This window comes from Clostridium sp. AF34-10BH, assembly GCF_003478095.1.
GTDB lineage: Bacteria > Bacillota > Clostridia > Lachnospirales > Lachnospiraceae > Acetatifactor > Acetatifactor acetigignens.
Map to the genome: position 1 here is coordinate 18465 of NZ_QUEC01000010.1, position 20794 is coordinate 39258.

Annotated in this window: 16 protein-coding genes; 3 read left to right on the forward strand and 13 right to left on the reverse strand. The window is 48.8% G+C overall.

From position 1 onward, the window contains the following. Positions 1 to 59: 59 nt before the first annotated feature. On the reverse strand, positions 60 to 977 hold the full coding sequence (locus DWZ61_RS08575) for an AraC family transcriptional regulator (RefSeq protein ID WP_181968612.1): 918 nt from the start codon (positions 975 to 977) through the stop codon (positions 60 to 62). A gap of 186 nt (positions 978 to 1163) precedes the next feature. Between DWZ61_RS08575 and uxuA the strand changes: the two genes are divergently transcribed. Further along, entirely contained in the window at positions 1164 to 2237 is a 1074-nt protein-coding gene (gene uxuA, locus DWZ61_RS08580) for a mannonate dehydratase (protein WP_118502857.1), read from the forward strand. A gap of 44 nt (positions 2238 to 2281) precedes the next feature. Next, positions 2282 to 3913, forward strand: coding sequence for a mannitol dehydrogenase family protein (locus DWZ61_RS08585; RefSeq protein ID WP_118538084.1), 1632 nt, complete (start codon positions 2282 to 2284; stop codon positions 3911 to 3913). A 9-nt stretch (positions 3914 to 3922) separates the two neighbouring features. Here DWZ61_RS08585 and DWZ61_RS08590 read toward each other — a convergent pair whose 3' ends face one another. The 9 genes from DWZ61_RS08590 to DWZ61_RS08630 all read right to left on the reverse strand — a co-directional run bounded on the left by DWZ61_RS08590 (position 3923) and on the right by DWZ61_RS08630 (position 15865). After that, positions 3923 to 4195 (reverse strand): DUF6171 family protein, encoded by a 273-nt coding sequence (locus tag DWZ61_RS08590; RefSeq protein ID WP_022313442.1) that lies wholly within the window; start codon positions 4193 to 4195, stop codon positions 3923 to 3925. Between the two features lie 15 nt (positions 4196 to 4210). Then, the gene (locus DWZ61_RS08595) at positions 4211 to 5719 is read right to left on the reverse strand and encodes an alpha-L-arabinofuranosidase C-terminal domain-containing protein (RefSeq protein WP_117465148.1); all 1509 of its coding nucleotides are present in this window, start codon (positions 5717 to 5719) and stop codon (positions 4211 to 4213) included. An 89-nt stretch (positions 5720 to 5808) separates the two neighbouring features. After that, positions 5809 to 7119 (reverse strand): glycosyl hydrolase family 28 protein, encoded by a 1311-nt coding sequence (locus DWZ61_RS08600; protein WP_117568633.1) that lies wholly within the window; start codon positions 7117 to 7119, stop codon positions 5809 to 5811. A 71-nt stretch (positions 7120 to 7190) separates the two neighbouring features. Next, positions 7191 to 9386, reverse strand: a complete 2196-nt coding sequence (gene gnpA, locus DWZ61_RS08605) for a 1,3-beta-galactosyl-N-acetylhexosamine phosphorylase (protein WP_243026377.1) — start codon at positions 9384 to 9386, stop codon at positions 7191 to 7193. Between the two features lie 37 nt (positions 9387 to 9423). After that, positions 9424 to 10836, reverse strand: a complete 1413-nt coding sequence (locus tag DWZ61_RS08610; protein WP_117465063.1) for a rhamnogalacturonan acetylesterase — start codon at positions 10834 to 10836, stop codon at positions 9424 to 9426. Next, positions 10837 to 11889, reverse strand: coding sequence for a glycoside hydrolase family 88 protein (locus DWZ61_RS08615; RefSeq protein ID WP_022313448.1), 1053 nt, complete (start codon positions 11887 to 11889; stop codon positions 10837 to 10839). A 209-nt stretch (positions 11890 to 12098) separates the two neighbouring features. Further along, entirely contained in the window at positions 12099 to 13826 is a 1728-nt protein-coding gene (locus DWZ61_RS08620) for a sugar ABC transporter substrate-binding protein (RefSeq protein WP_117465062.1), read from the reverse strand. Between the two features lie 143 nt (positions 13827 to 13969). Then, positions 13970 to 14899, reverse strand: coding sequence for a carbohydrate ABC transporter permease (locus DWZ61_RS08625; RefSeq protein WP_117465061.1), 930 nt, complete (start codon positions 14897 to 14899; stop codon positions 13970 to 13972). Positions 14900 to 14911: 12 nt separating this feature from the next. Continuing rightward, on the reverse strand, positions 14912 to 15865 hold the full coding sequence (locus tag DWZ61_RS08630) for an ABC transporter permease subunit (protein WP_118538085.1): 954 nt from the start codon (positions 15863 to 15865) through the stop codon (positions 14912 to 14914). Positions 15866 to 16306: 441 nt separating this feature from the next. Here DWZ61_RS08630 and DWZ61_RS08640 point away from each other — a divergent pair, with 441 nt between their 5' ends. After that, positions 16307 to 17305, forward strand: coding sequence for a helix-turn-helix domain-containing protein (locus tag DWZ61_RS08640; RefSeq protein ID WP_117465059.1), 999 nt, complete (start codon positions 16307 to 16309; stop codon positions 17303 to 17305). Between the two features lie 28 nt (positions 17306 to 17333). On the opposite strand, the gene DWZ61_RS08645 is transcribed toward DWZ61_RS08640, so the two are convergent. The 3 genes from DWZ61_RS08645 to DWZ61_RS20180 form a co-directional block, all read right to left on the reverse strand. Then, entirely contained in the window at positions 17334 to 18668 is a 1335-nt protein-coding gene (locus DWZ61_RS08645; RefSeq protein ID WP_117465058.1) for an MATE family efflux transporter, read from the reverse strand. Between the two features lie 61 nt (positions 18669 to 18729). Beyond that, the gene (locus DWZ61_RS08650) at positions 18730 to 20463 is read right to left on the reverse strand and encodes a beta-galactosidase (protein ID WP_243026380.1); all 1734 of its coding nucleotides are present in this window, start codon (positions 20461 to 20463) and stop codon (positions 18730 to 18732) included. Next, positions 20361 to 20759 carry a beta-galactosidase gene (locus DWZ61_RS20180; protein ID WP_118538087.1) on the reverse strand — a complete coding sequence of 133 codons (399 nt, stop codon included), beginning with the start codon at positions 20757 to 20759 and terminating at the stop codon, positions 20361 to 20363. The genes DWZ61_RS08650 and DWZ61_RS20180 overlap by 103 nt, the downstream gene beginning before the upstream one ends. Positions 20760 to 20794 lie beyond the last annotated feature (35 nt).

Sequence of the window (20794 nt, forward strand, 5' to 3'; positions counted from 1 at the left end):
TAAAATCCTATTTTTCCACATTCTGTTTCATGCTGTCGGTGCCCCGGCAATCGACCTCTTTACTGGGAAATAATCAAGCTGCGGTTATTTTCCCGGTACTCTTTTGGGGAAATGCCATAGATTTTCCGGAAATTCCGCAGGAAAGAGGAGTAATCCGCAAAGCCGGTCTGCTGCCAGCTCTCAGTAATGTTCTTCCCCTCCGCCATGATCTGACAGGCAGCAATGATCCGCTTGTTCACAATAAAATTATGCACCGTCATTCCGGTGATTTCTTTAAATTTCCGCAGAAAATAGAACTTACTCATATGCACAGTCTCCGCCACATCCTCTACGGTGATCTCCTCACCGATATGGGCTTCGATATACCCTGTCACCTGCTCCACCAGAGGATGATCCACGATCTCCTGTGTGGAAGACAAATATTCCTCCCGTTTACACAACACATTCAGATACCCAAAAAACAGGCTCAAATTGCCTCTGTCCATGACCTTACGGATTCCGCAGTTCTGGACATCATCCCCCTCTAAGATCTCCGACATAGCAAGCTTTAGCAGAAAACCACGCAAAATTTCCTCATAATAAATGGGGAAATGATACAGTTTCGGCCCCGCTCCCCAGAAGCATTCTGCAAGAAACGGCTCTCCCGCCGCCAGCTCCCGCAGCATCTGATCACTGATCCACAAAATGATCCGGCGGGACGAATCCATTTTCTTCTCCGTGGGATGATATTTGTGCATGACATTTTTATCGATCAACAGGAAATCTCCCTTCCGCATCCGCACCGCCCGGTCCTCGATCAGGGAAGAAAATTCCCCCTCTATAATATAGATCAGCTCATAAAAATCATGATAATGGAACGACACCGCTCCGACAGGCTCCCCTACCTTCTCATAGACCTCATAGTCACCGCTCAACATATATTGCCGTTCGTCCGCCGCATCCCTGCAGCGCAGGCTGCTTTTTCTGTTCACGACCATCCATTTTCTCTCCTGTATCATTCTGTTCAGTTTTTATTTTCCATGGTTTATATCCCCTGTCTTACTATATAGCAATTTTTGCACTATTTCAAGCAATTCATGCAGTTTTAATGCATTTGCCATTCTGCTATGCTTAAGACAGCAAAAAACGAAACCAAAGCATTCCCTACAAGGAGGATTTCTATTATGCAAATGACATTACGCTGGTATGGCAGCAAGTACGACACGGTTACCTTAAAACAGATCCGTCAGATTCCCGGTGTCACCGGAGTCATCTCCACTCTCTACGGCACCGCTCCCGGAGAAGTCTGGGAAATGGATGACATCCTGGCCCTAAAGGCTGAGATTGAAGCTGCCGGCTTACAACTGGCCGGTATCGAGAGTGTCAACATTCACGATGCCATCAAGATCGGTTCTCCCGACCGTGAGCAATATATAGAGAATTATATCACTACCCTGGAACGGCTCGGTCAGGCAGGCATCCATATGGTATGCTACAATTTCATGCCGGTCTTTGACTGGACACGAACCGAACTTGCCAGAATGCGTCCCGACGGTTCTACAGTCCTTGCTTACAATCAGGCTGCTGTAGACGCTATTGATCCGGCCAAAATGTTCGAATCCATTGCCGGCGATATGAACGGCACTGTAATGCCCGGCTGGGAGCCTGAGCGTATGGCTCATGTCAAAGAACTGTTCGAAATGTACAAAGATGTGGATGACGAAAAGCTTTTTGCCAACCTGAAATATTTTCTGGAGCGTATCATGCCCACCTGTGATAAATATGACATTAACATGGCGATCCACCCTGACGATCCTGCGTGGAGTGTTTTCGGACTGCCCCGTATCATCATCAACAAGCAGAATATCCTGCGTATGATGAAGATGGTAGATAACCCTCACAATGGCGTTACCTTTTGTTCCGGTTCCTACGGCACCAACCTGGAAAATGATCTGCCGGATATGATCCGCTCCCTGAAAGGCCGCATTCATTTCGCCCATGTCAGAAACCTGAAGTTCAACTCTCCTACTGATTTTGAGGAGGCTGCACATCTGTCCAGCGATGGAACCTTCGATATGTACGAGATCATGCTGGCTCTTTATGATATTGGTTTTGACGGTCCCATCCGCCCCGATCACGGACGTATGATCTGGGATGAAGTGGCCATGCCCGGATACGGACTGTACGACAGAGCTTTAGGCGCCACCTATTTAAACGGTCTGTGGGAAGCTATCGAGAAGTCCCATAAGCAGAAATAATCATCGCACCTGAAAACTCATAAATCAGTTTGGAGGAAACCATTATGGAACTTACCTTAAAAAGTCTTCATGACGACCGGGACGCATTTCTCGCTGCCGGTTATCATCTGCCGGAATTCGATTACGATACCGTTCATAAAAACACCGTGGAACATCCCCACTGGATCCACTTCGGTGCCGGCAATATCTTCCGTGCCTTTCAGGCCAACGTAGCTCAGAATCTGTTAAACAGCGGCATTCTGGATACCGGTCTCATCGCAGCGGAAGGCTATGACTACGAGATCATTGAAAAAAGCTACCGTCCCCACGACAATTTAAGCATTCTCGCCACCTTAAAAGCCGACAACACCGTGGAAAAGACCATCGTAGGCAGCATCATGGAGTCTCTGATCCTGGACAGTAAAAACGAAGCAGAATACGCACGTCTCCGGGAGATTTTTAAAAATCCTTCTCTCCAGATGGCCAGCTTTACCATCACTGAAAAAGGCTATGCTACCGCCAATGCCAAAGGAGAATTCTTCCCCGCAGTAGCCGCTGACTTCGAAAAAGGTCCCGAAGCCCCCGAAAGCTACCTGGGCAAGGTAGTCTCCCTGCTTTATACCAGATACACTCACGGAGCGCTCCCCATTGCCATGGTCAGCATGGACAACTGCTCCCATAACGGTGACAAATTATATGCCGCTGTCAATGCGTTCGCCAAGGCATGGACCGACAACGGACTGGTGGAAGCCGGCTTCTTAGGCTACGTCAATGACCAGACGAAAGTCACCTTCCCCTGGAGCATGATCGACAAGATCACCCCCAGACCTGATGCCAAAGTAGAAGCTATGCTGGCCGAGGATCATATCGGCGGTCTGGATGCCGTAGTTACTTCCAAAAACACCTATATCGCTCCCTTTGTCAATGCGGAAGAATGCGAATACCTGGTCATTGAAGATGCTTTTCCGAACGGTAAACCCGCACTGGACAAAGGCGGCATCATCTTCACCGACAGAGCGACCGTAGACAAAGTGGAGAAAATGAAGGTATGTACCTGCCTGAATCCTCTGCACACCGCACTGGCCATCTATGGCTGCCTTCTGGGATATACCCTGATCTCCGAAGAGATGAAGAACCCGTTATTGAAAAATATGGTGGAAGTCATCGGTTACAAAGAAGGACTTCCCGTAGTGGTAAATCCCGGCATCCTGGATCCGAAGAAATTCATTGACGAAGTGGTGAATGTGAGGATCCCCAATCCCTTCCTGCCGGATTCTCCCCAGAGAATCGCTACCGATACCTCCCAGAAGCTTTCCATCCGCTTCGGCGAGACCATCAAAGCTTACGAAGCTTCTCCAGACCTGCATACGGAAGACCTGAAGCTGATTCCTCTGGTCTATGCCGGATGGCTCCGGTATCTCATGGGAATCGATGATGAGGGCAGAGAATTTACGCCCAGCTCCGACCCCCTGTTAGAGGAAGCCCGTCAGTACGTTGCAGACTACGAACTTAGTTTCTCTCCCAAGGATCTGTCAAAGCTGGACGCATTACTTGCCAATGAGAAAATATTCGGTGTGAACCTCCACGCCATCGGCATGGATACTCTGGTAAAACAGTATTTTGCAGAATTAAGCTCCGGTGTGGGGGCCGTGGCTGCAGCCCTGAAAAAATATGTTCCTGAGAAGGTAACCCTTTGATCTTAGAAGTTACCACTTCTCATAAGGACACCGGTTGACGGCGATTACAGCCCGCAGTTCCACAAAGCAGCCACAGGCACCGCACAGGCCCTCATTCAGATATTTGCATTCCTTACATACAGCAAGGCGGTCTTCATAGACCGCCTTATCTGCTTTACTATCCTCTTCGATCCTGTCTATGTAGGCATACAGATTCTCCATATAGGCATTCTTGTCCATTTCCCGCAACAGACATTTCCGACAGGAATATTTTATTGTTTCTCTTATTTGTTCTTCTTCCATAACTGTTCTTATCGCTTATTTTATCCGGAACATAACGACACTGCATGCCGGCATGGTAAAGGTGATCCTGCCATCTGCGATCTTATACTCCGTAAATACTTCTTCGTGTACCTTATCGGGATCCTCAAAGGTGTTGTAAGCATGCATATCATTGGTAAGAATCGCAGCGGACACGTACTTTGGATTACACTCTGCGAAAGCGATCTCCACCTCTTCTGCCTTATCAATGGACAGGTTGTTCAGGGTGATGGTCACAACACCGTCCTTATCCACGGAAGCGGATTCCTGTAAATGGGGAACCTTGAACTTTTCATCTTCACCGATCTGTTCCACACCATCGATATAGCTTTCCACCAGATCCGCATCCTGATGGTATTTGTACATATGGAATACATGGTAAGTCGGGGTACGCAGCATCTTCGGTCCCTCGGTCAGGATCACTGCCTGCAGTACGTTGATAAGCTGTGCGATGTTTGCCATCTTCACACGGTCACAGTGCTTGTTGAAAATATTTAAAGACAGTCCGGCCACCAGTGCATCACGCATGGTGCTCTGCTGGTATAAAAATCCGGGATTCGTGCCGGGCTCCACATCATACCAGGTGCCCCACTCATCGCAGATCAGGCCGATCTTCTTCTCCGGATCGTATTTGTCCATGATCGTAGAATGCTTATGAATCAGTTCATCCAGCTTAAAAGCCTTTGCCAGCGTCTTATACCATGCTGCATCGTCGAAGTCCAGTGCACTTCCCTTGTGAGACCAGTCATCCTCCGGCAGTGTATAGTAATGCAGGGAAAGTCCGTCCATAAAGCCATGCATCCATTCCGGTGCATTTTCAAAACAGGTCTTCAGCACATTTTCAGTCCAATAAGTATCTCCCGCATTGGGGCCGCAACAGACTTTGAAAATTGGGTGCTTCTGATCATAATTTCTCACATAGGTCTGGTATCTGCGGTACAGATTGCCATAGTAGGATGGGGTCATATTGCCGCCGCATCCCCAGTTTTCGTTACCGACACCGAAGTAATCCACCTTCCATGCTTTCTCTCTGCCGTTTTTTCTACGCAGGTCTGCCATAGGAGATACCCCGTCGAAAGTCATGTACTCTACCCACTCGGACATCTCCTGTACGGTACCGCTTCCCACATTGCCATTGATGTAGGTCTTACAACCGATCTGTTCACACAGTTCGAAGAACTCATGGGTACCGAAGCTGTTGTCCTCGGTCACACCACCCCAATGAGTGTTTATCATTTTCTTGCGGTTCTCCTTCGGGCCGATGCCGTCCTTCCAATGGTATTCGTCTGCGAAGCACCCACCGGGCCAGCGCAGTACCGGAAGCTTCATCTCCTTCAGGGCTGCCACCACATCATTACGCATGCCTTTGGTATTGGGGATCTCGGAATCCTCTCCTACATACAATCCCTCATAAATACATCTTCCCAGATGCTCAGAGAAATTGCCGTAAAGTTCCGGATTGATATGTCCCTTTTTGTTCTTTTCGTTAATATAAACCTTTGCCATATTGATCCTTTCTGTGGCAGGCATCCGTTTCCTACCACTGTTGCGGCATCACGCCATTCCGTCGCAGTGCGATTCCCGCAGAGCGCTTATTATTGGAAGCCCTTCACTTCATGCCAGCTCTCCGCAGGCTCCGTACTTTCTTCCACCTGTACATTCTCATATACTACACTTCTTAACTTGTCTTCCGAAAAGTTATCCACTCTTGCCCTGATCCGCAGATCCTGCAGGGTAAAATCGGAAAGCAGATACTGGCTCTCATCCGGCATCACATCAAAAAAGGTATCACAGATGCAGTCACAGTCCTTCATCGTGATATGCTCCGCATAAGACAGCGGTTGGTCCTTCCGATCCTTCAGATCATAATACTGGGTCCAGGGATAAATCTTGAGGAACTCCTTTACCCGGCCTTCGATCTGCTCCACCGTGATATATTCATAGTGCTGCGGGGTGTCCGGCCGCATTTTCAGCCACAACAGTCTCGCTGCCCCCTTGATCTGAATCCTGCGCATGATGATATTGCGGTTATGTACTGATTCCGAACCGCAGGTGAGACACCCATGGCAGAAGCCATAGACACAATCCTCCACCAGAATCCGCTCATTGGAGCCGTTCTCCGGCTGGCTGTCCGCCCAGGGGCCCTTACCGCCCTTCAGCACCACAGAGTCGTCATTGACTTCCATATAACAGCCTTTCACCAACACATCCGTACACACATCGATATCAATGGCATCCGTACTGGGTGCCGCAACAGGACCTGCCGGGGAATAAATATGGCAGTTCAAGTATTTTACATGGTCACATTTATAAATATGTGTGGTCCAGAAATGGGAATTCTGTAAATTCAGACCGGCGATCCGCACATTTCTACAGTTGGACAGATAGACCAGCCGGGGTCTCTGACCATCCTTGTTGGTGCCGTTACTCCATTTCCAGCGCAGCCAGCAGGCTTTCCAGGTCTTAAGTCCGTTACCGTCAATAGTGCCCGGTCCGCACATGGTAAATCCATTCAGACCGTCCGCATTGATCAGTGCCGTAAAATACAGGCAGGTCTCTCCCTCGATCCGGGTCTCGGCCAGATCATAATCCGAGATATCATCGCTGCCCTTTAACGTCGCACCGGCGGAAACATAGAGATTCACTCCCTGTTTGAAATAAAGTGCTCCCGTCAGATAGGTTCCCGGCGGCACCACCAGGACACCACCGCCCTCTTCTGCCGCCAGGTCGATCACCTTCTGGATCTCTTTGGTATAAACTTTTCCGTCGTCCCAGATCCCGTACTCTGTGAGGACATAGGGTCTGCCCAGTTCCTCAAGCTCCGGCATCCCTATATCATAAAACCAGTCATCTATGGGAGTTCCGTCCGGGAAATATTCCGTAGGTCTTTCTTTTTCGTTATGCATTCTCTGCCTCCTTTGCGTTCTGCTCCCTCAGAAAACGAACACAGGATTTCCGCCCTGATCGTTATCGTTGGTTATCTGATTTCTACAAAGGTAGTGTCGTAAGGTGCAATGGTTACCGTACATGCGCCCGCTTCCGTGGGGATGGTGGTAGTCTGCTCAGTATCACTGTTGTTGATGACTACCAGTTTTTTACTCTCCGGGTAATAAGCACATTCCGTATACAGGTTATCCGTCATATAGCTGCCGAAGGTGCCTTCTCCACCGGCATAACGGATCAGCTGGTACAGCATTCTGGTATTCCACAGGTTCACCTGGAAGGAAGACAGATAGATTCCCAGTCCCTTGCCGAAATGATTCAGTGTGATCAGTGGCTTCCCGCCGTCTGCCAGAAGTACCTGTGCTTTTCCATCCGTCAGATACCGGTTCTCCTTCGCTTCCACATCTGCGCCCTCTGGGATCAGATGCTCAGGATCCGCTGTCTCAAAGGTCCATCTGCCGTGACAGACTCTTGCGCCGGTGTCCTCGTCAATTCCCAGCACATGTGCCATACGGAAATACGTATCATATCCTTCCACAGCGGAAGGCTCGTTCACACCGATAAAGCAGCCTCCCTCGTGTACCCACTTTGTAAGTGCAGTAACAAGCTCCTCATCCTTCCAGGCATCCCCGCCGCTCCAGGCGCTTCCGGCTCTACCTGCATTGATTACGACATCTACGTCCTTCAGTATACCATTTTTTACATCCTCAAAGGAAATAAATTTCACATCCACAGGAAGTCCGGACAAAGCTTCGTTGATGTGGATCAGGTCATGCATATAAGTCTCATGAAAGTGTCCGGACAAGGTCCAGGAACGTAAGCTTCCCCAATAATGCAGCACTGCCACACGGGTCTTGATGCGGTAAGGTTCTCCCGCATCGTGGAAGCTGCGGATCAGACGGAACTCATCTGCCACTTTTTCAATATAATCACAGAAATCCGGGAAACCCTCCACCAGATGAAGGTATCCGCCGAGACCGATCCGGTCGATCTTCGCACGCAGCAGGGCACGTCTTACGCTGTTCCAGTATTTTTTCGCATCCAGTGTGGGATTGCCGCCCTCCATGAAAGTCGGAGCACCGCCCAGCCCCACCGGGAACAGATAGGGGTGCAGACGCAGTTCATGTGTAGGCACATCCACGCCCGCACACAGTCTGGCTTCATAACCGGAGAATACACATTTGATCAGTCCGTCAAAACCAAACTCCTGAAATCTGCCATTATAAGGCTCCACGCCTACCCAGCTGTCGTCATAGAAGACATAAGCCTTTTTGCCGTAGGAATGCACCATATCGATCAGCTTCCTGCCAAAGGAAATAACGAAATCATTGATAAATGCCATCCAATCCGCCTTTTTCGCATTGCCAGGCATATGAGTCACATGCAGCTGTCCCTTATTGATAAAATCTTCCGCTGTCATGCGATATCCGTATTGTTTCTCGAACTCCTGTAAAGCAGGAACGCTCACAGTGAAATCATAGGAACCCCAGTCAGAGAACAGATTCCGGTTCCTCTCACTGCTGCCCCAGATCCATACGAAATTGTAGAACATGGAGGTAAAGCGCACCACCGTGGTATCCGGATGGGTCTCACACCAGTGCTTCATCCAGCCCAGCAGATACTCCTGAGTCTCAGGATATCTGGGATCGATCTGCATCAGATGCTCCTTGTCCCAGTGGTTCGTAGTATGATTGTACATAGAGATTTCTTCCCAGATACGATAGGCTAAGAAGCTTACTGTATACTTATGAAAAGGGATGATGCCGCTCAGGGACACGCTTCCCTTCTCTTTGTCATAGCTCCAGTCCGCATTGTCGATCTTCACATTGGTAGTTCTGTCATAAATCTCCCAATATTCCAGACTCTCTGCGCTATCATTGATCCGGAACTGCTCCGCAAAAAAGCTGTCCATCAGTCCGATGGTCAGGGTGTCACTCTCTGCTACCTGGGGCGGTGTGCACAGGAAGGTCTGCTGTAATTTGTCCTGATTCTCCTTTGCCCAGGCATTGTGATCTCTGATAATACAAATGGTAGAATAGATTCCGTAACCGGCATGGGTGATTTCGTCGGAAAGCACGGTCCCATCACTGTCACGGATCACATCTGCTCCCCATTTTTCCGCCATTTTCAGAGTCAGTTCTTCATATCCTGATTCTCCCGGTAAGGTAAAACCACCTTTTCCCATTCTGAGTTCCTCCTCATATTCCTGCTTATTTTTCATTCCTGTCATTTCTTCACTTCTATTTTCCAGTACAATATCTGTCCTGTTACAGCAATTCCTCTTTCAGACACAGTCTGACCACACGTTCCAGCTGCTCTGCCTCAGACAACAGCACCTGATCTCCTGCAGGATCCGGAATGTCCTTGTAGATCTCCGGTTTCTTAGGAACATTGATTTGTCCCACAGGCTCCCATGCGCCGAAACCATCCGTCACGCACTCTGCCAGATAAGCGTAGGCTCTTTCAGAATGACCTTTGCATTTCTCCCGGATCTCCTGTGCCACATATCCTGCCATCTTATAAGCACCGAAGTCATTGGTATGGGTATAGTCCCCGGGGAAAAAGATGGGTTTGGCATCCTGTAAGCCCTTTTCCAACACATATTTCTTGCTGTGGGCATGAAGATCCAGCACCGGAATTCCGTACTGTGCTCCCAGTTCCAGACATACATCCGCGAATTCCTCCAGCAGATCCAGATAAGTCTGATCCCGCAGTCTCCAGGTATTTCTTGCAATGGGTGTCACCAATACCGGATAGACCCCCTTTGCCTGATTTTCTTTGATATAGCGTTGCAGATTCGCCCGGTATCCGCCCTTTGCCTGCAGCCCGGGAAGCTTCTGATCATTATGCCCGAACTGGAAAAACACATAATCTCCCGGCTTGCTGTACTGAGAGATCACCGCATAATGCCCTTCCTTGCGGAAGCTATCGGTAGTCAGTCCGGAGTGGGAATGATTCGACACTACCACACGTGTGTCAAAATATGCCGGAAGCATCTGTCCCCAGCCACAGTAACAGGTGCCTGGATAATAGGGATAATCTCCGGGCTGATCTGTCACTGTGGAATCTCCCGCCAGATAAACCGTAGGACCGTTCACCTCTTCTACCGTAAGAGCACTGATCCTTGGTCTGTCCGCCAGTACTGCAATATCCACAGTCTTATCCGCAAAAATCCGGGAATAACCCACAGGTACAATATCGCAGACATTTGTAATCATTGTATAAGTGAACTCTCCGGCTCCCACTGTGCCATGAAAAGCCAGCCGTCTTCTTCCGGTGAAGATCAGTATCTCTCCCATTTCCTCTTCTGATCGGATGGTCAGGGTGATCCTGTAGTTCCCCTGTCTGGGTACATCTACCTTGAAGATCAGCGGAATCCTCCTGGGTGAGCCAGACATCGGTTCTCCCGACTGCCTCTCCAACGCTGCCACTTCTTCCGCAGAATCCAGATAGCAGCCGTTCTCATCTTCCTTCAGGAAGGACAGCTGTTCGTTTTGATACCAGTACATCGTATCAAAAGAGGAATTCAGTTCCCGGATCTGCAGCAACTTCTGCTCTCTTCTGTTTTTTTCTGTTACAAAACCGTAACCTTTGCCCGGCTGATAGAGGTCTTCGCTGCCCACATCGATCAGATTGGCCGTTCCTCCATCCTTTCCGAACAGGAAATTCCTGCGAAACATCTATAACGCACCATCCTTCTCAATATCATCGGAAATTAACAAGGTTGCAAAGAAGGAAAGTGCCAGTCCCTGTCCCCATCCCTGAATATACGCCTTGGGAATGCCTCTGTATCCTTCCTTGTCTCTCATGACGGCAGTTCCGCCGGAGACATTCATCACCTTACCATCCTCGCTGACATTGGCAAGCAGGCCCTTGATGGCCTTGTTGATATATTTGCTGTGTAAAGGATTGCCTCTGGTCAGCATTGCTGCGGCAATTCCTGCAGATGCGGAAATCTCTTCATAAGATTCCGGATCATCCACTACGGTTCTCCACAATCCATTCTCCGTCTGGTATACCTTCAGGGCTGCCAACTGCTCATTTAAGGAGCCGGCCACATCGATATACTTCGGATACAGATAGCACTGAGGCAGAATACCGCCTACCTGCGACATGGTAAATGCTGCCCAGGCATTGGCTCTTCCCCAATAGATGCCGGACATATGATCTCCGGCAATATTGTCATAGCCGTGATACCAGAGTCCACTGCTGGGATTCTGTAAATATTTGATATGCCAGTAGTACTGGTTCAAGGCATCATCGATCAGTTCTTCATCGTGTTCCATCACGCCCACACGCAGCATCAGGAACGCTGCCATGAACAAAGTGTCACACCAACACTGCTCCGGAAAATCGTTGTTGGCAGATACGGTGTGCTGCAATACATGATCTCCGAAACGCAGGGCATCTTTTCTTAAATAAGCGATCTTACTCATAAGAATGTCATGATACTGCTGCTCTCCGGTGGCCTGGTATAAGGTGATCAGGCAATGTCCCATGGCACAGGCGTTTACTGTCCATACCTTGGGCAGTCCCAGATCGATCAGTTCGTCGATACGATCCTTTAACAGATCCAGATATTCCTTCTTGCCTGTCTTTTCATAGGCATCGCTGATTCCGTAATATGCCACACCACAGGGCCAGTCCCAAGTGAGATCCATATTCATAGTCTTTTTGACGATCTTGTCAATGACTCCCTCTATTTCTTTCTTATCATATTCCAGTTTTAACATAGCTCCTCCATTTCTGCCTTTTGGCTCTTTATATTCTTTTCCCACAGTTGTTTTTATTGTAAAACAGTCGGTCGGAAAAGGACATAAAGTATCTTCAACTATTCAGAACCCCATTCACAAAATCGCTCTGAATAGTTACATTTTTAATATAGCCCCCAAGCCATTCATGCCTGGGGGCTGTATGTACTTCCTGTAATAAAACTTTTTACTTACTGAAGTCTGGTGGTGTTACCTGCATCCAGAGCAGCCTGTCTCTCATCGATAACTTCCTGATAACCTGCATCCAGATACTTCTGGCTCAGTTCGTCATACAGAGCGTCGAACTGGTCCTTAGAACACATGGTCAGCTTATCACGGTACTCGGTGTACAGATCATACAGTGTCTGGTTGTACTCGGTTACTGCATCGATAGAAGTTGCGAACAGACAGTCGGAGTTAGCCTTGCCTGCTTCATAGATAGCAACCTGTCCGTTGTAGTTAGCCAGGATCTGATCATAGAAGTCCTGAGGAATACCCTGAGGGGTAACTGCCTGGATATCTTTCTCGATAGATCCGAGGGTCTTAACTGCGGTTACTGCACACCAGTAGTCTACGTTGTTGTTGTGTCCCTGCTGCTCAGCCAGACCGGTCTGATCTGCTACTGCTACGGGATCGCCGTTATCATCATAATTGAAGTTCACGCCTTCGATACCCCACTGCATAGTGAACAGATTCTCGGGCTGGTTCAGCCACTCAAGGTACATCATAGCTGCCTTTACTTCATCCTCGGTAGCATCGTTAGCGAAGCCGATCATCATGCCGAAGTTGGTTCCGGGTCTGTAAGAAGCGGAAGATCCCCAGGTCTCATCCTGTGTCCAGGTGGAAGGAGTCACTGCTACTGCCAGCTTGGCATCGGGGTTAGCATCATAGAAGGAGTTCAGTACGTTCATGCTGGAGGAGATATATCCGGTCCAGGTAAATGCTTCACCGTTGATGAAATCTGCCTCTGCCTCGGAAGCATCTCTCAGATAGTACTCAGGATTGTAGTAACCATCATTGTACAGCTCATTCTCCCATTTTAAGAATCTCTTCTGAGCCTCGGTGGACAGAGCGGGGATCTGGTAGTCACCGGTGGTTGCCCATGTAGTCTCATCCTGAGGATAATCTCTGTATCCGTAGTTCTGGTCGATACCTGCGCCGCTTACTTTCTTACCGCTTAAGGGATACTTGTGACCATTTTCTACCAGTTTTGCATACAGCTCTAACAGCTTGGTGTTGTCGCCAACAGGATACTCAGAGAAGCCGGCTTCTTCCAGCCAGTCCTGACGATAGAAAGTGCACCAGGTATAAGTAGTGTTGCCGTAAGGTCTATAGCCAAGTACCAGATAATCTTCATCAGACAGCTTGGTGTAAGCGTCGTTGCCGTGCTCTACCATGGTCTCCCAGTAAGTAGGAGCGATCTGCTTGAACTCTTCTACATCGTAGGTCTGCAGATAGCCGTCTGCCTGCCAGCTTGCCAGCTTATCATAGTCATATTCCATACAGATGGTAGGAAGGCTCTGGCTTGCTGCCAGCATAGCGTAATCAGTCATAACGTCGCTACGGGTAATTCCTACATATTCTACCGTGATGTTGTACTTATCACCGAAGTTCTCCTGTACCCAGTTGGTCCAGTAGTTGTTCTCTACATCAGAGCATCCGTTTCCGGAAGAACCACGATCGTATACGGGGATCTGCAGAGTAACATTGTCTGCGAAAGGCTCCCATCCGTCAATACCTGCTACTGCTGTGGATGCTCCTGCATCTGTGCTTGCTGCAGAACTCTCTGCTACAGATTCCTTTGTTCCGGCATCTGCGGTTGTGTTGTCCGCGCTGCTGCCGCATCCGGTCAGAGTGCTCATTGCCATAGCACCAACAAGTGCTGTTGCCATTACCTTGTGAAGAGTATTCTTCTTCATAAATCAATCCTCCTTGTTTTTCCGAAGGAAAAATCCGAGTCCCTGGCGAGGAGAGGATTTTCCTCTTTAAAAATTATACATAGTTTTATGTGTACCCCCAGTTTTGGGGAAAACTAACTTGGTTGTTTTGTTCCTTTTAACTTTTAGCCCTTAACTGCTCCGATCATGGTACCCTGTACGAAGTACTTCTGCAGGAAAGGATAAATAATAATGATAGGAATTGTTACAAACATGATACTTGCTGCCTGTAATACTTCGGGAGTGGACTGGATCGCACTGCCGGTATCTGCCAGGGAGGAAGTCTGTGCTTCTGCTGCGGATGCCACCAACTGATATAACTTATACTGGATCAGTTTCAGATCGGCGCTCTTGGTATAGTACATGTTGTCTGCGTAGGAATTCCAGCGGCCTACCGCATAGAACAGAGACAACGTTGCCAGGATCGGTTTGGACAGCGGTAATACGATACTGCTTAAGATCTGGAAATTACTTGCACCATCCAGGAAAGCGGATTCCTCTAAGCTGTCGGGAATCGTACTCTGGAAGTAGTTCTTCATGATCAGCATGTTGTACGGGGAATAGATCAGAGGTAAGATCAACACCCACATGGTATCCAGCACATGCAGCTTCTGATATAACAGGTAGCTGGGAATGATGCCGGCACTGAAGTACATCGGTACCATCAGCAGGAAGGTCAGTAGCTTTTTACCTTTTAATCTCTTCTTAGAGAGAGGATAAGCGGCACAAGTACATACCAGCATTCCCAGAGCGGTGAAGATCACGGTAACGATCACCGAGAAGATCATGGAGTAGGTCATGGAGTTATCTGCAAATACCTTCTTGTAAGCATCAAAGGTGATGTCTTTGGGCCAGAAGTAAACGCTCTTGGACATTACTGCGGTATTACCGGATATGGATTTTACTGCTACATGTAAGAACGGTAATACACAGCTGGCGCAGAGGATGACGATCACTGCCATCATGACGAAATCACTGATGCGGAATTTGTTGACCGCATGTGCTCCGCCTGCGGAGGTAGATTCTTCATTAATATTAACTTCTTTTTTCTTCATCTCTCTCACCTCCTACAGTAATCCGTCTTCGCCAAGCTTCTTTGCGAATTTATCAGATAACAGAACCAGGATCAATCCGATCAATGACTGGAACAGACCAACTGCGGTCGCCGCACTGAATTTTCCGGCTCCAATACCTTTGTTGTAAATGTAGACAGCCAGCTGATACTGGAAGTCCTTGACCTGTGAATTTTCTAACGCGGTCAGACGCTCTAAGTTACTTCCCATGACACGTCCGAGGTTCAGGATCAGCAGTGTTACTACTGTGCTCTTGATACCGGGAAGTGTGATATGCCACATTCTCTTCCAACGGTTCGCTCCATCGATCATGGCTGCTTCGTACAATTCTCCGTTGATACCGGTGATCGCTGCCAGGTAGAGGATCGTGCCCCATCCCATCGTCTGCCATACACCGATCAGCAGATATGTAATTGCCCAGTGCCATTTCTCATTCAGGAAAGGAATTCCTTCGGAGATCACTCCCAGGTTGGTCAGCAGAATGTTCACCAGACCGGAGTTCGGACGGAACATTGTCATGGCTACGCTTCCGATGATGGCCCAGGAAAGGAAGTGCGGCAGATACAGGATCGTCTGTGATACTTTCTTGAATCTGGGATATCTTAATTCATTCAGGATCAATGCCAGAATGATGGGCATCGGGAAACCAACTAACAGGTCTGCCAGATTGAACACTACGGAGTTGCGGAGCGCTCTCATGAAATCGGCATCCTTAAATATTTTAATGAATGTCTTCATTCCCACCCATTCACTGCCTGCATATCCCTTCGCCGGCTTGTAATCCATGAAGGCCATCCGTAGTCCCGGGTATGCTCCGTAGCTGAATACAATTACCATGATCAACGGAAACAATAACAGCAGATACAACTGCCAGTCTCTTTTAAAAGCTTGTTTCCAAGTGGTTTTTGTTTTCACACCCACCACATTGGCTGCATTCTTCTTCGCCATGTCGAACCTCCTCAAGTGTCAACTATATTTTCTCGTCATTTTGTACACTTTTTGTAACCTTGTAAGCATATTATCATACATGTTGTCATATTTTTCTAATCAATCAATATAGAAAACTATGCAAAAACAATCATTATAGATCATGGTCGTTTTTCGTAAGTTTTGAAGTTTCGTTGCATTTTCGTAAATTTTACGTGAATTTTGGAGCGTTTTTGCTGTAGGATTCGCTGTTTCACGGTATTTTTAGCCTTTTTTAATCTCTTCCACGGAAACGTTGCAAACCCTAAAAAAATCATTTTCGCAACATAATGGTTGATTTTATCCATTTTAATTGTTATATATAATGTATAGACATTATTTCTACTGCAGCATGTCTTTCCGTTGCATCATCATACAGGATGCACAAAGCGATTCAGGAAACTCTGGAACAGGAGGCACACTATGGCGAAATCCAAACGAGCTGTCACAGAATACCGAAGTTATTATCTGCCAACACACTTCCCGGTACTGCTTCTGTCCGGTGATTATTGGAAGATTTCCGATATTCCCAGCGGAAGCCTTCATTTTCATAACTGTCTGGAGATCGGGATCTGTCATTCCGACAGCGGCACATTAGAGATCAATGGCGAAAAACAGACCTTCCATGCCGGTGATGTCACCGTATTGCCCCGTAACGTTCCACACACCACTTATAGTGCCCCGGGCACAAAAAGCCACTGGTCCTATCTGTTTCTGGATCCGAAGGAGTTGTTCCGCAATCTTCTCCCCGCTTCCTGGAAAAATCACGACCTCTCCACAGACGGCTTCCCGGGGTTCCGCTATATTTTCAGCAAAGAGTCTTTTCCCCACATCAACTATCTGGTGTCCCATATCATCCACGAGCTGGAAGAGCAGAATCCCTGCTATCAGATCAGTGCCAGAAGCCTGTTATGCTCCCTTTATATTGAATTGTACCGGATCGAAAGTCTCGGCGGTGTCAATCCCGACACGGCCAAACCGGACTCTCTTGAAATACTGGCCTTACAGGAACGTAAAAAAGAAGGCGAGATCGCCGAAAACTCTCTGGTGATCTCACCCGCTCTGGAATATATTGAGAAAAATTATATGCAACAGTTCTCGATCGAATATCTGGCCGATCTCTGCCACTGGAGCCCGACGCACTTCCGCCGGGTTTTCCATGATATTATGGGAACTTCACCGTTAGACTACGTCAACAACACCCGGATTTTAAAATCCTGTATTCTGTTACGCAGTACGGAACACTCTATTCTGGACATTTCCGAGATGGTGGGGTTCCATTCCGTGTCCAGTTTCAACCGCTACTTTATCAAACTTATGCAGATGTCTCCCAGAGAATACCGCAAGCAGATGCAGCAGAGCGAGAAAAAGGCTGAGAACCAGTCCATTCTGGAATTTGCCGGATGGATGCGGCCGGAATAGCCCCTCTGTGTTCCGGTCACTCCGGTCATCAGGCCAGCCTCTTGTGCTTCCATTTGCCGGAATAATACCGGATCACCGGAATCACACAGCCACAACTCCAGGACAGAGGAGTGGCGATCCAGATTCCCGTGACGCCCAGGGTTCCGGACAATAGATACGCGAACACGATCCTGCCGGACAGCTCCGTCAGTCCCGCTACCATACAGGTATTGACGTCTCCGGCTCCCCGGATCACATTCTGGTAGCTCTGCATCACCCCCGCGATCACATAAGCCACGCCGATAATGGTCAGATAGGTGCAGCCGATGCCGATGGCTTCTCCCGATTCGTTCGCATCCAAAAACAGCGTCATTAACTGAACCCGGAAAATAAGTACCATGGAGGCAATAAAAATACTGGCTCCCACCATGACACCCAATGTCTTATAGAGAGCTTCCCTGATCCGGTCATACTGATTCTTCGCAATGTTCTGCCCAGTAAATACCGAAAGTGCCGTTCCAATAGAGACGATGACCTGGATCGCCACACTGTCCACACGATTTGCCGCCACGTAGGCCGCCATGGTGGACGAGCCGAAGGAATTCACCAGTCTCTGGACACTCATGCCGCCCAGTGCGATCATGCAGGACTGGAATGCCGCCGGGAATCCGGTCTTCACTACCAACCGGATATAACCAGCCTCCGGCTTCCATTTCATCAGAGACAGGCCAATCTCTTCTCTCCCCTTCATGACTTTTGCAAAACAGATCACCGCCGAAGTACACTGTGCCAGAATCGTCGCATAAGCTGCTCCCGCTACTCCCATCTTACACACAATGATGAAAAACAGGTCAAACACGATGTTCACTACCGAGGAAGCGATCACCGCCCGCAGCGGAGTCTTCGAATCCCCCACACTGTTTAAGATCGCCGCACAGCCGTTGTAGACCACACTGCCGAAAACAAAAGTATAAATGATATGCAGATACGTAGCAGAATAGCCGATAACATTTTCCGGCACGCTTAAAAGCCGCAGGAAAAATTCCGCACCGAAAATACCGATCAGTGACATGATGCAGGTCAGCACTCCCGCCACCCAGATCAGTGCTGTCACCGTCTTCGCCAGACGCTCTTTATTCCCGCAGCCGAAACACTGCGCAACCACCAGTCCTGCGCCGTTACACATGCCGCTGACCAGTGCCAGCAGAAAATAGGTCAGCGTTCCCGTGCTTCCCACGCCCGCCAGCGCGCTCTCTCCCAAGAATCTTCCTACGATCACTGTATCCGCCACATTATATACCTGCTGAAAGATATTGCCGATCAGCATCGGTATGGCGAAGCCGATGATCAGTTTTAACGGTTTTCCCTGTGTCATGTCTTTCATATCTGTATCCTCTTTTCTATCCTTCTGTTTCCAAAGTGAGTCCTGCCAAACCGGGTTCCGGTCAACTTAACCGCAGCAGTCTCGCCCCTGCCAGGCGGTTCTCCCGCTTCGGCGGCAGATCATAATAGACATCCGGTTTGAAAGGATCCAGTTCCAGGGTCAGTTTTGTCGGATAGTCATAGCGTTTCAGTGCCACGCGCCATAACTCGCCATTGGAGAACCAGTCGTCAATCAGTTTTCCGTCCTGATACAAGCGTGCGCAGTCCCCACCGAAATCCAGTTCCAGCCAGACATCGCCAGACAGTGCATCCGCCGGGTGATACTCATATTCCAAGGTTAATTCATAGACGTTCGGTTCTGTTTGACCATATACGTTCCAGATGCTTTCCACTGCCTGTCCGGCATCCGCGATCCGCACCTTACCGGCTTCCGCAAAGTGCAGATCCGGCAGCAGACTCACCTTGCCCTTTTCATCTGCCCCTTCCTGCGCATAACAAAAATGCTCCGCATCGTGTATGGTAAGGATCCTTACCGCTTCCGCATGATCATTGCCATCACTCCACTCGAAATAAATATCCTCCGGCTTCTCATCCGTATAGAAATAATAAGTTCCGCCAAAGCATCCCAGATAAGAGGCATTGGTTTTCCGAAGTCTGAACTGCTCTCCCCGTATCACCACCGGCAGATTGTAAGGCAGCACCAGAATCGCATCCGTCCGCACATGAATCCGGTCGAAAATAATCTGCCTCTGTATTCCTTCAACATCTGTCACCGTAAACTGTAATGGCTTTTCCGGTGTGATCTGTTTCTCCGTCATTTTCCGTTTTCTTTGGTGATTATTGATAAATAAGAACCCGCAGTCCGCCGTTTTATTATAACGGAAGGCTGCCCGCAGCGTCTCCATGTCCTCCGCACTCGCAGGCTCGGAGATATTATCCGGCAGGTACACCTTTGCCGGTGCCAGCAGTTCTTGTGTGTTTTTTATAAAAAAATGGTGCTTGCGCAGTCGATAATAGCTTTCTGACGGCAGACCGTTTTCCCTCAGGCACGTCTGAAAATCATAGCTTTTCACAGGAAGGTCATTGGCATAGCCGGTCGCCTTCGACTCCTGCAGGGTGGTATATTTTCCGTCAGGATTCACGCCGCCGTGGTACATATAATATCCGATCAGATTTGCCCCGGCTCCCAGCATACAGATCGTCTGTGCCTCGATGTCCTCCGGATACGGGTAAGTGCGCCTGTGTGCCGTCACCTGCAGTCCCCCACCCAGCTCCGCCGTCAGGTAAGGGAATTTTGACGTATCAAAGGTAAAACCACTCTGTCCTTCGGCGAAATCCGATGCGATATTGGCATCGTCGTGAAAAGGCTGAAACAAGAAATTCTCGCTTGCCGCAAGTTCGTGGGTATGATTCGCCCACGGAGCATCCACATACCCGCCCAGCACCGGCAGGAATCCTTCCGGCCCATAAGCACCTCCCCAGCCGGTCGCTGAAAAATAAGGAGCGGTCAGTCCCTTCTTCTCCGCCATAACTCTGAGTGTGCGCATATGCGCCATGCCCTCCTCCCTGTCGGAAGGACCTCCGGCATGCCCGTACTCATTCTCGATCTGAATACCGATGACGGGACCTCCGTCCTTATGCATATAGCCATCCGCCTGCTCGGCAATCTTGGTAAAAAAGATGTCCACATACTTCAGATACTGCGGATCATCCGTTCTAAGAGACAGTTTGCCCCGCTTTTCTTTCTCCACCAGCCAGTCCGGGAGCCACCGTTCCTGCACTCTCCGTGCGCCCACGGACCGATACGCAGCCATACTTTCATCCCGGCTTCCTGACAGCAGTTCAAAAACGCCTTCAGATTCCTTCTGCCGGAGAAATCCCACTCACCTTCCGCTTCCTCATGGTGGATCCAAAACACGTACGCAGCAACGATGTCTACGCCGCCCTGTTGCATCTTCTTAAGTGCTGTTTTCCATTCCCCTTCCGGATAGCGGGAGAAATGGAATTCTCCCATGATGGGCAGGATCGGTCTGTCGTTGCAGGTTAAGCATTCGCTGTTATAGCTATATACCTCTTTTCCCATGTTTTCCATTTTGTAATCCTTTCCTCAAAAACCTTCCTATTCAA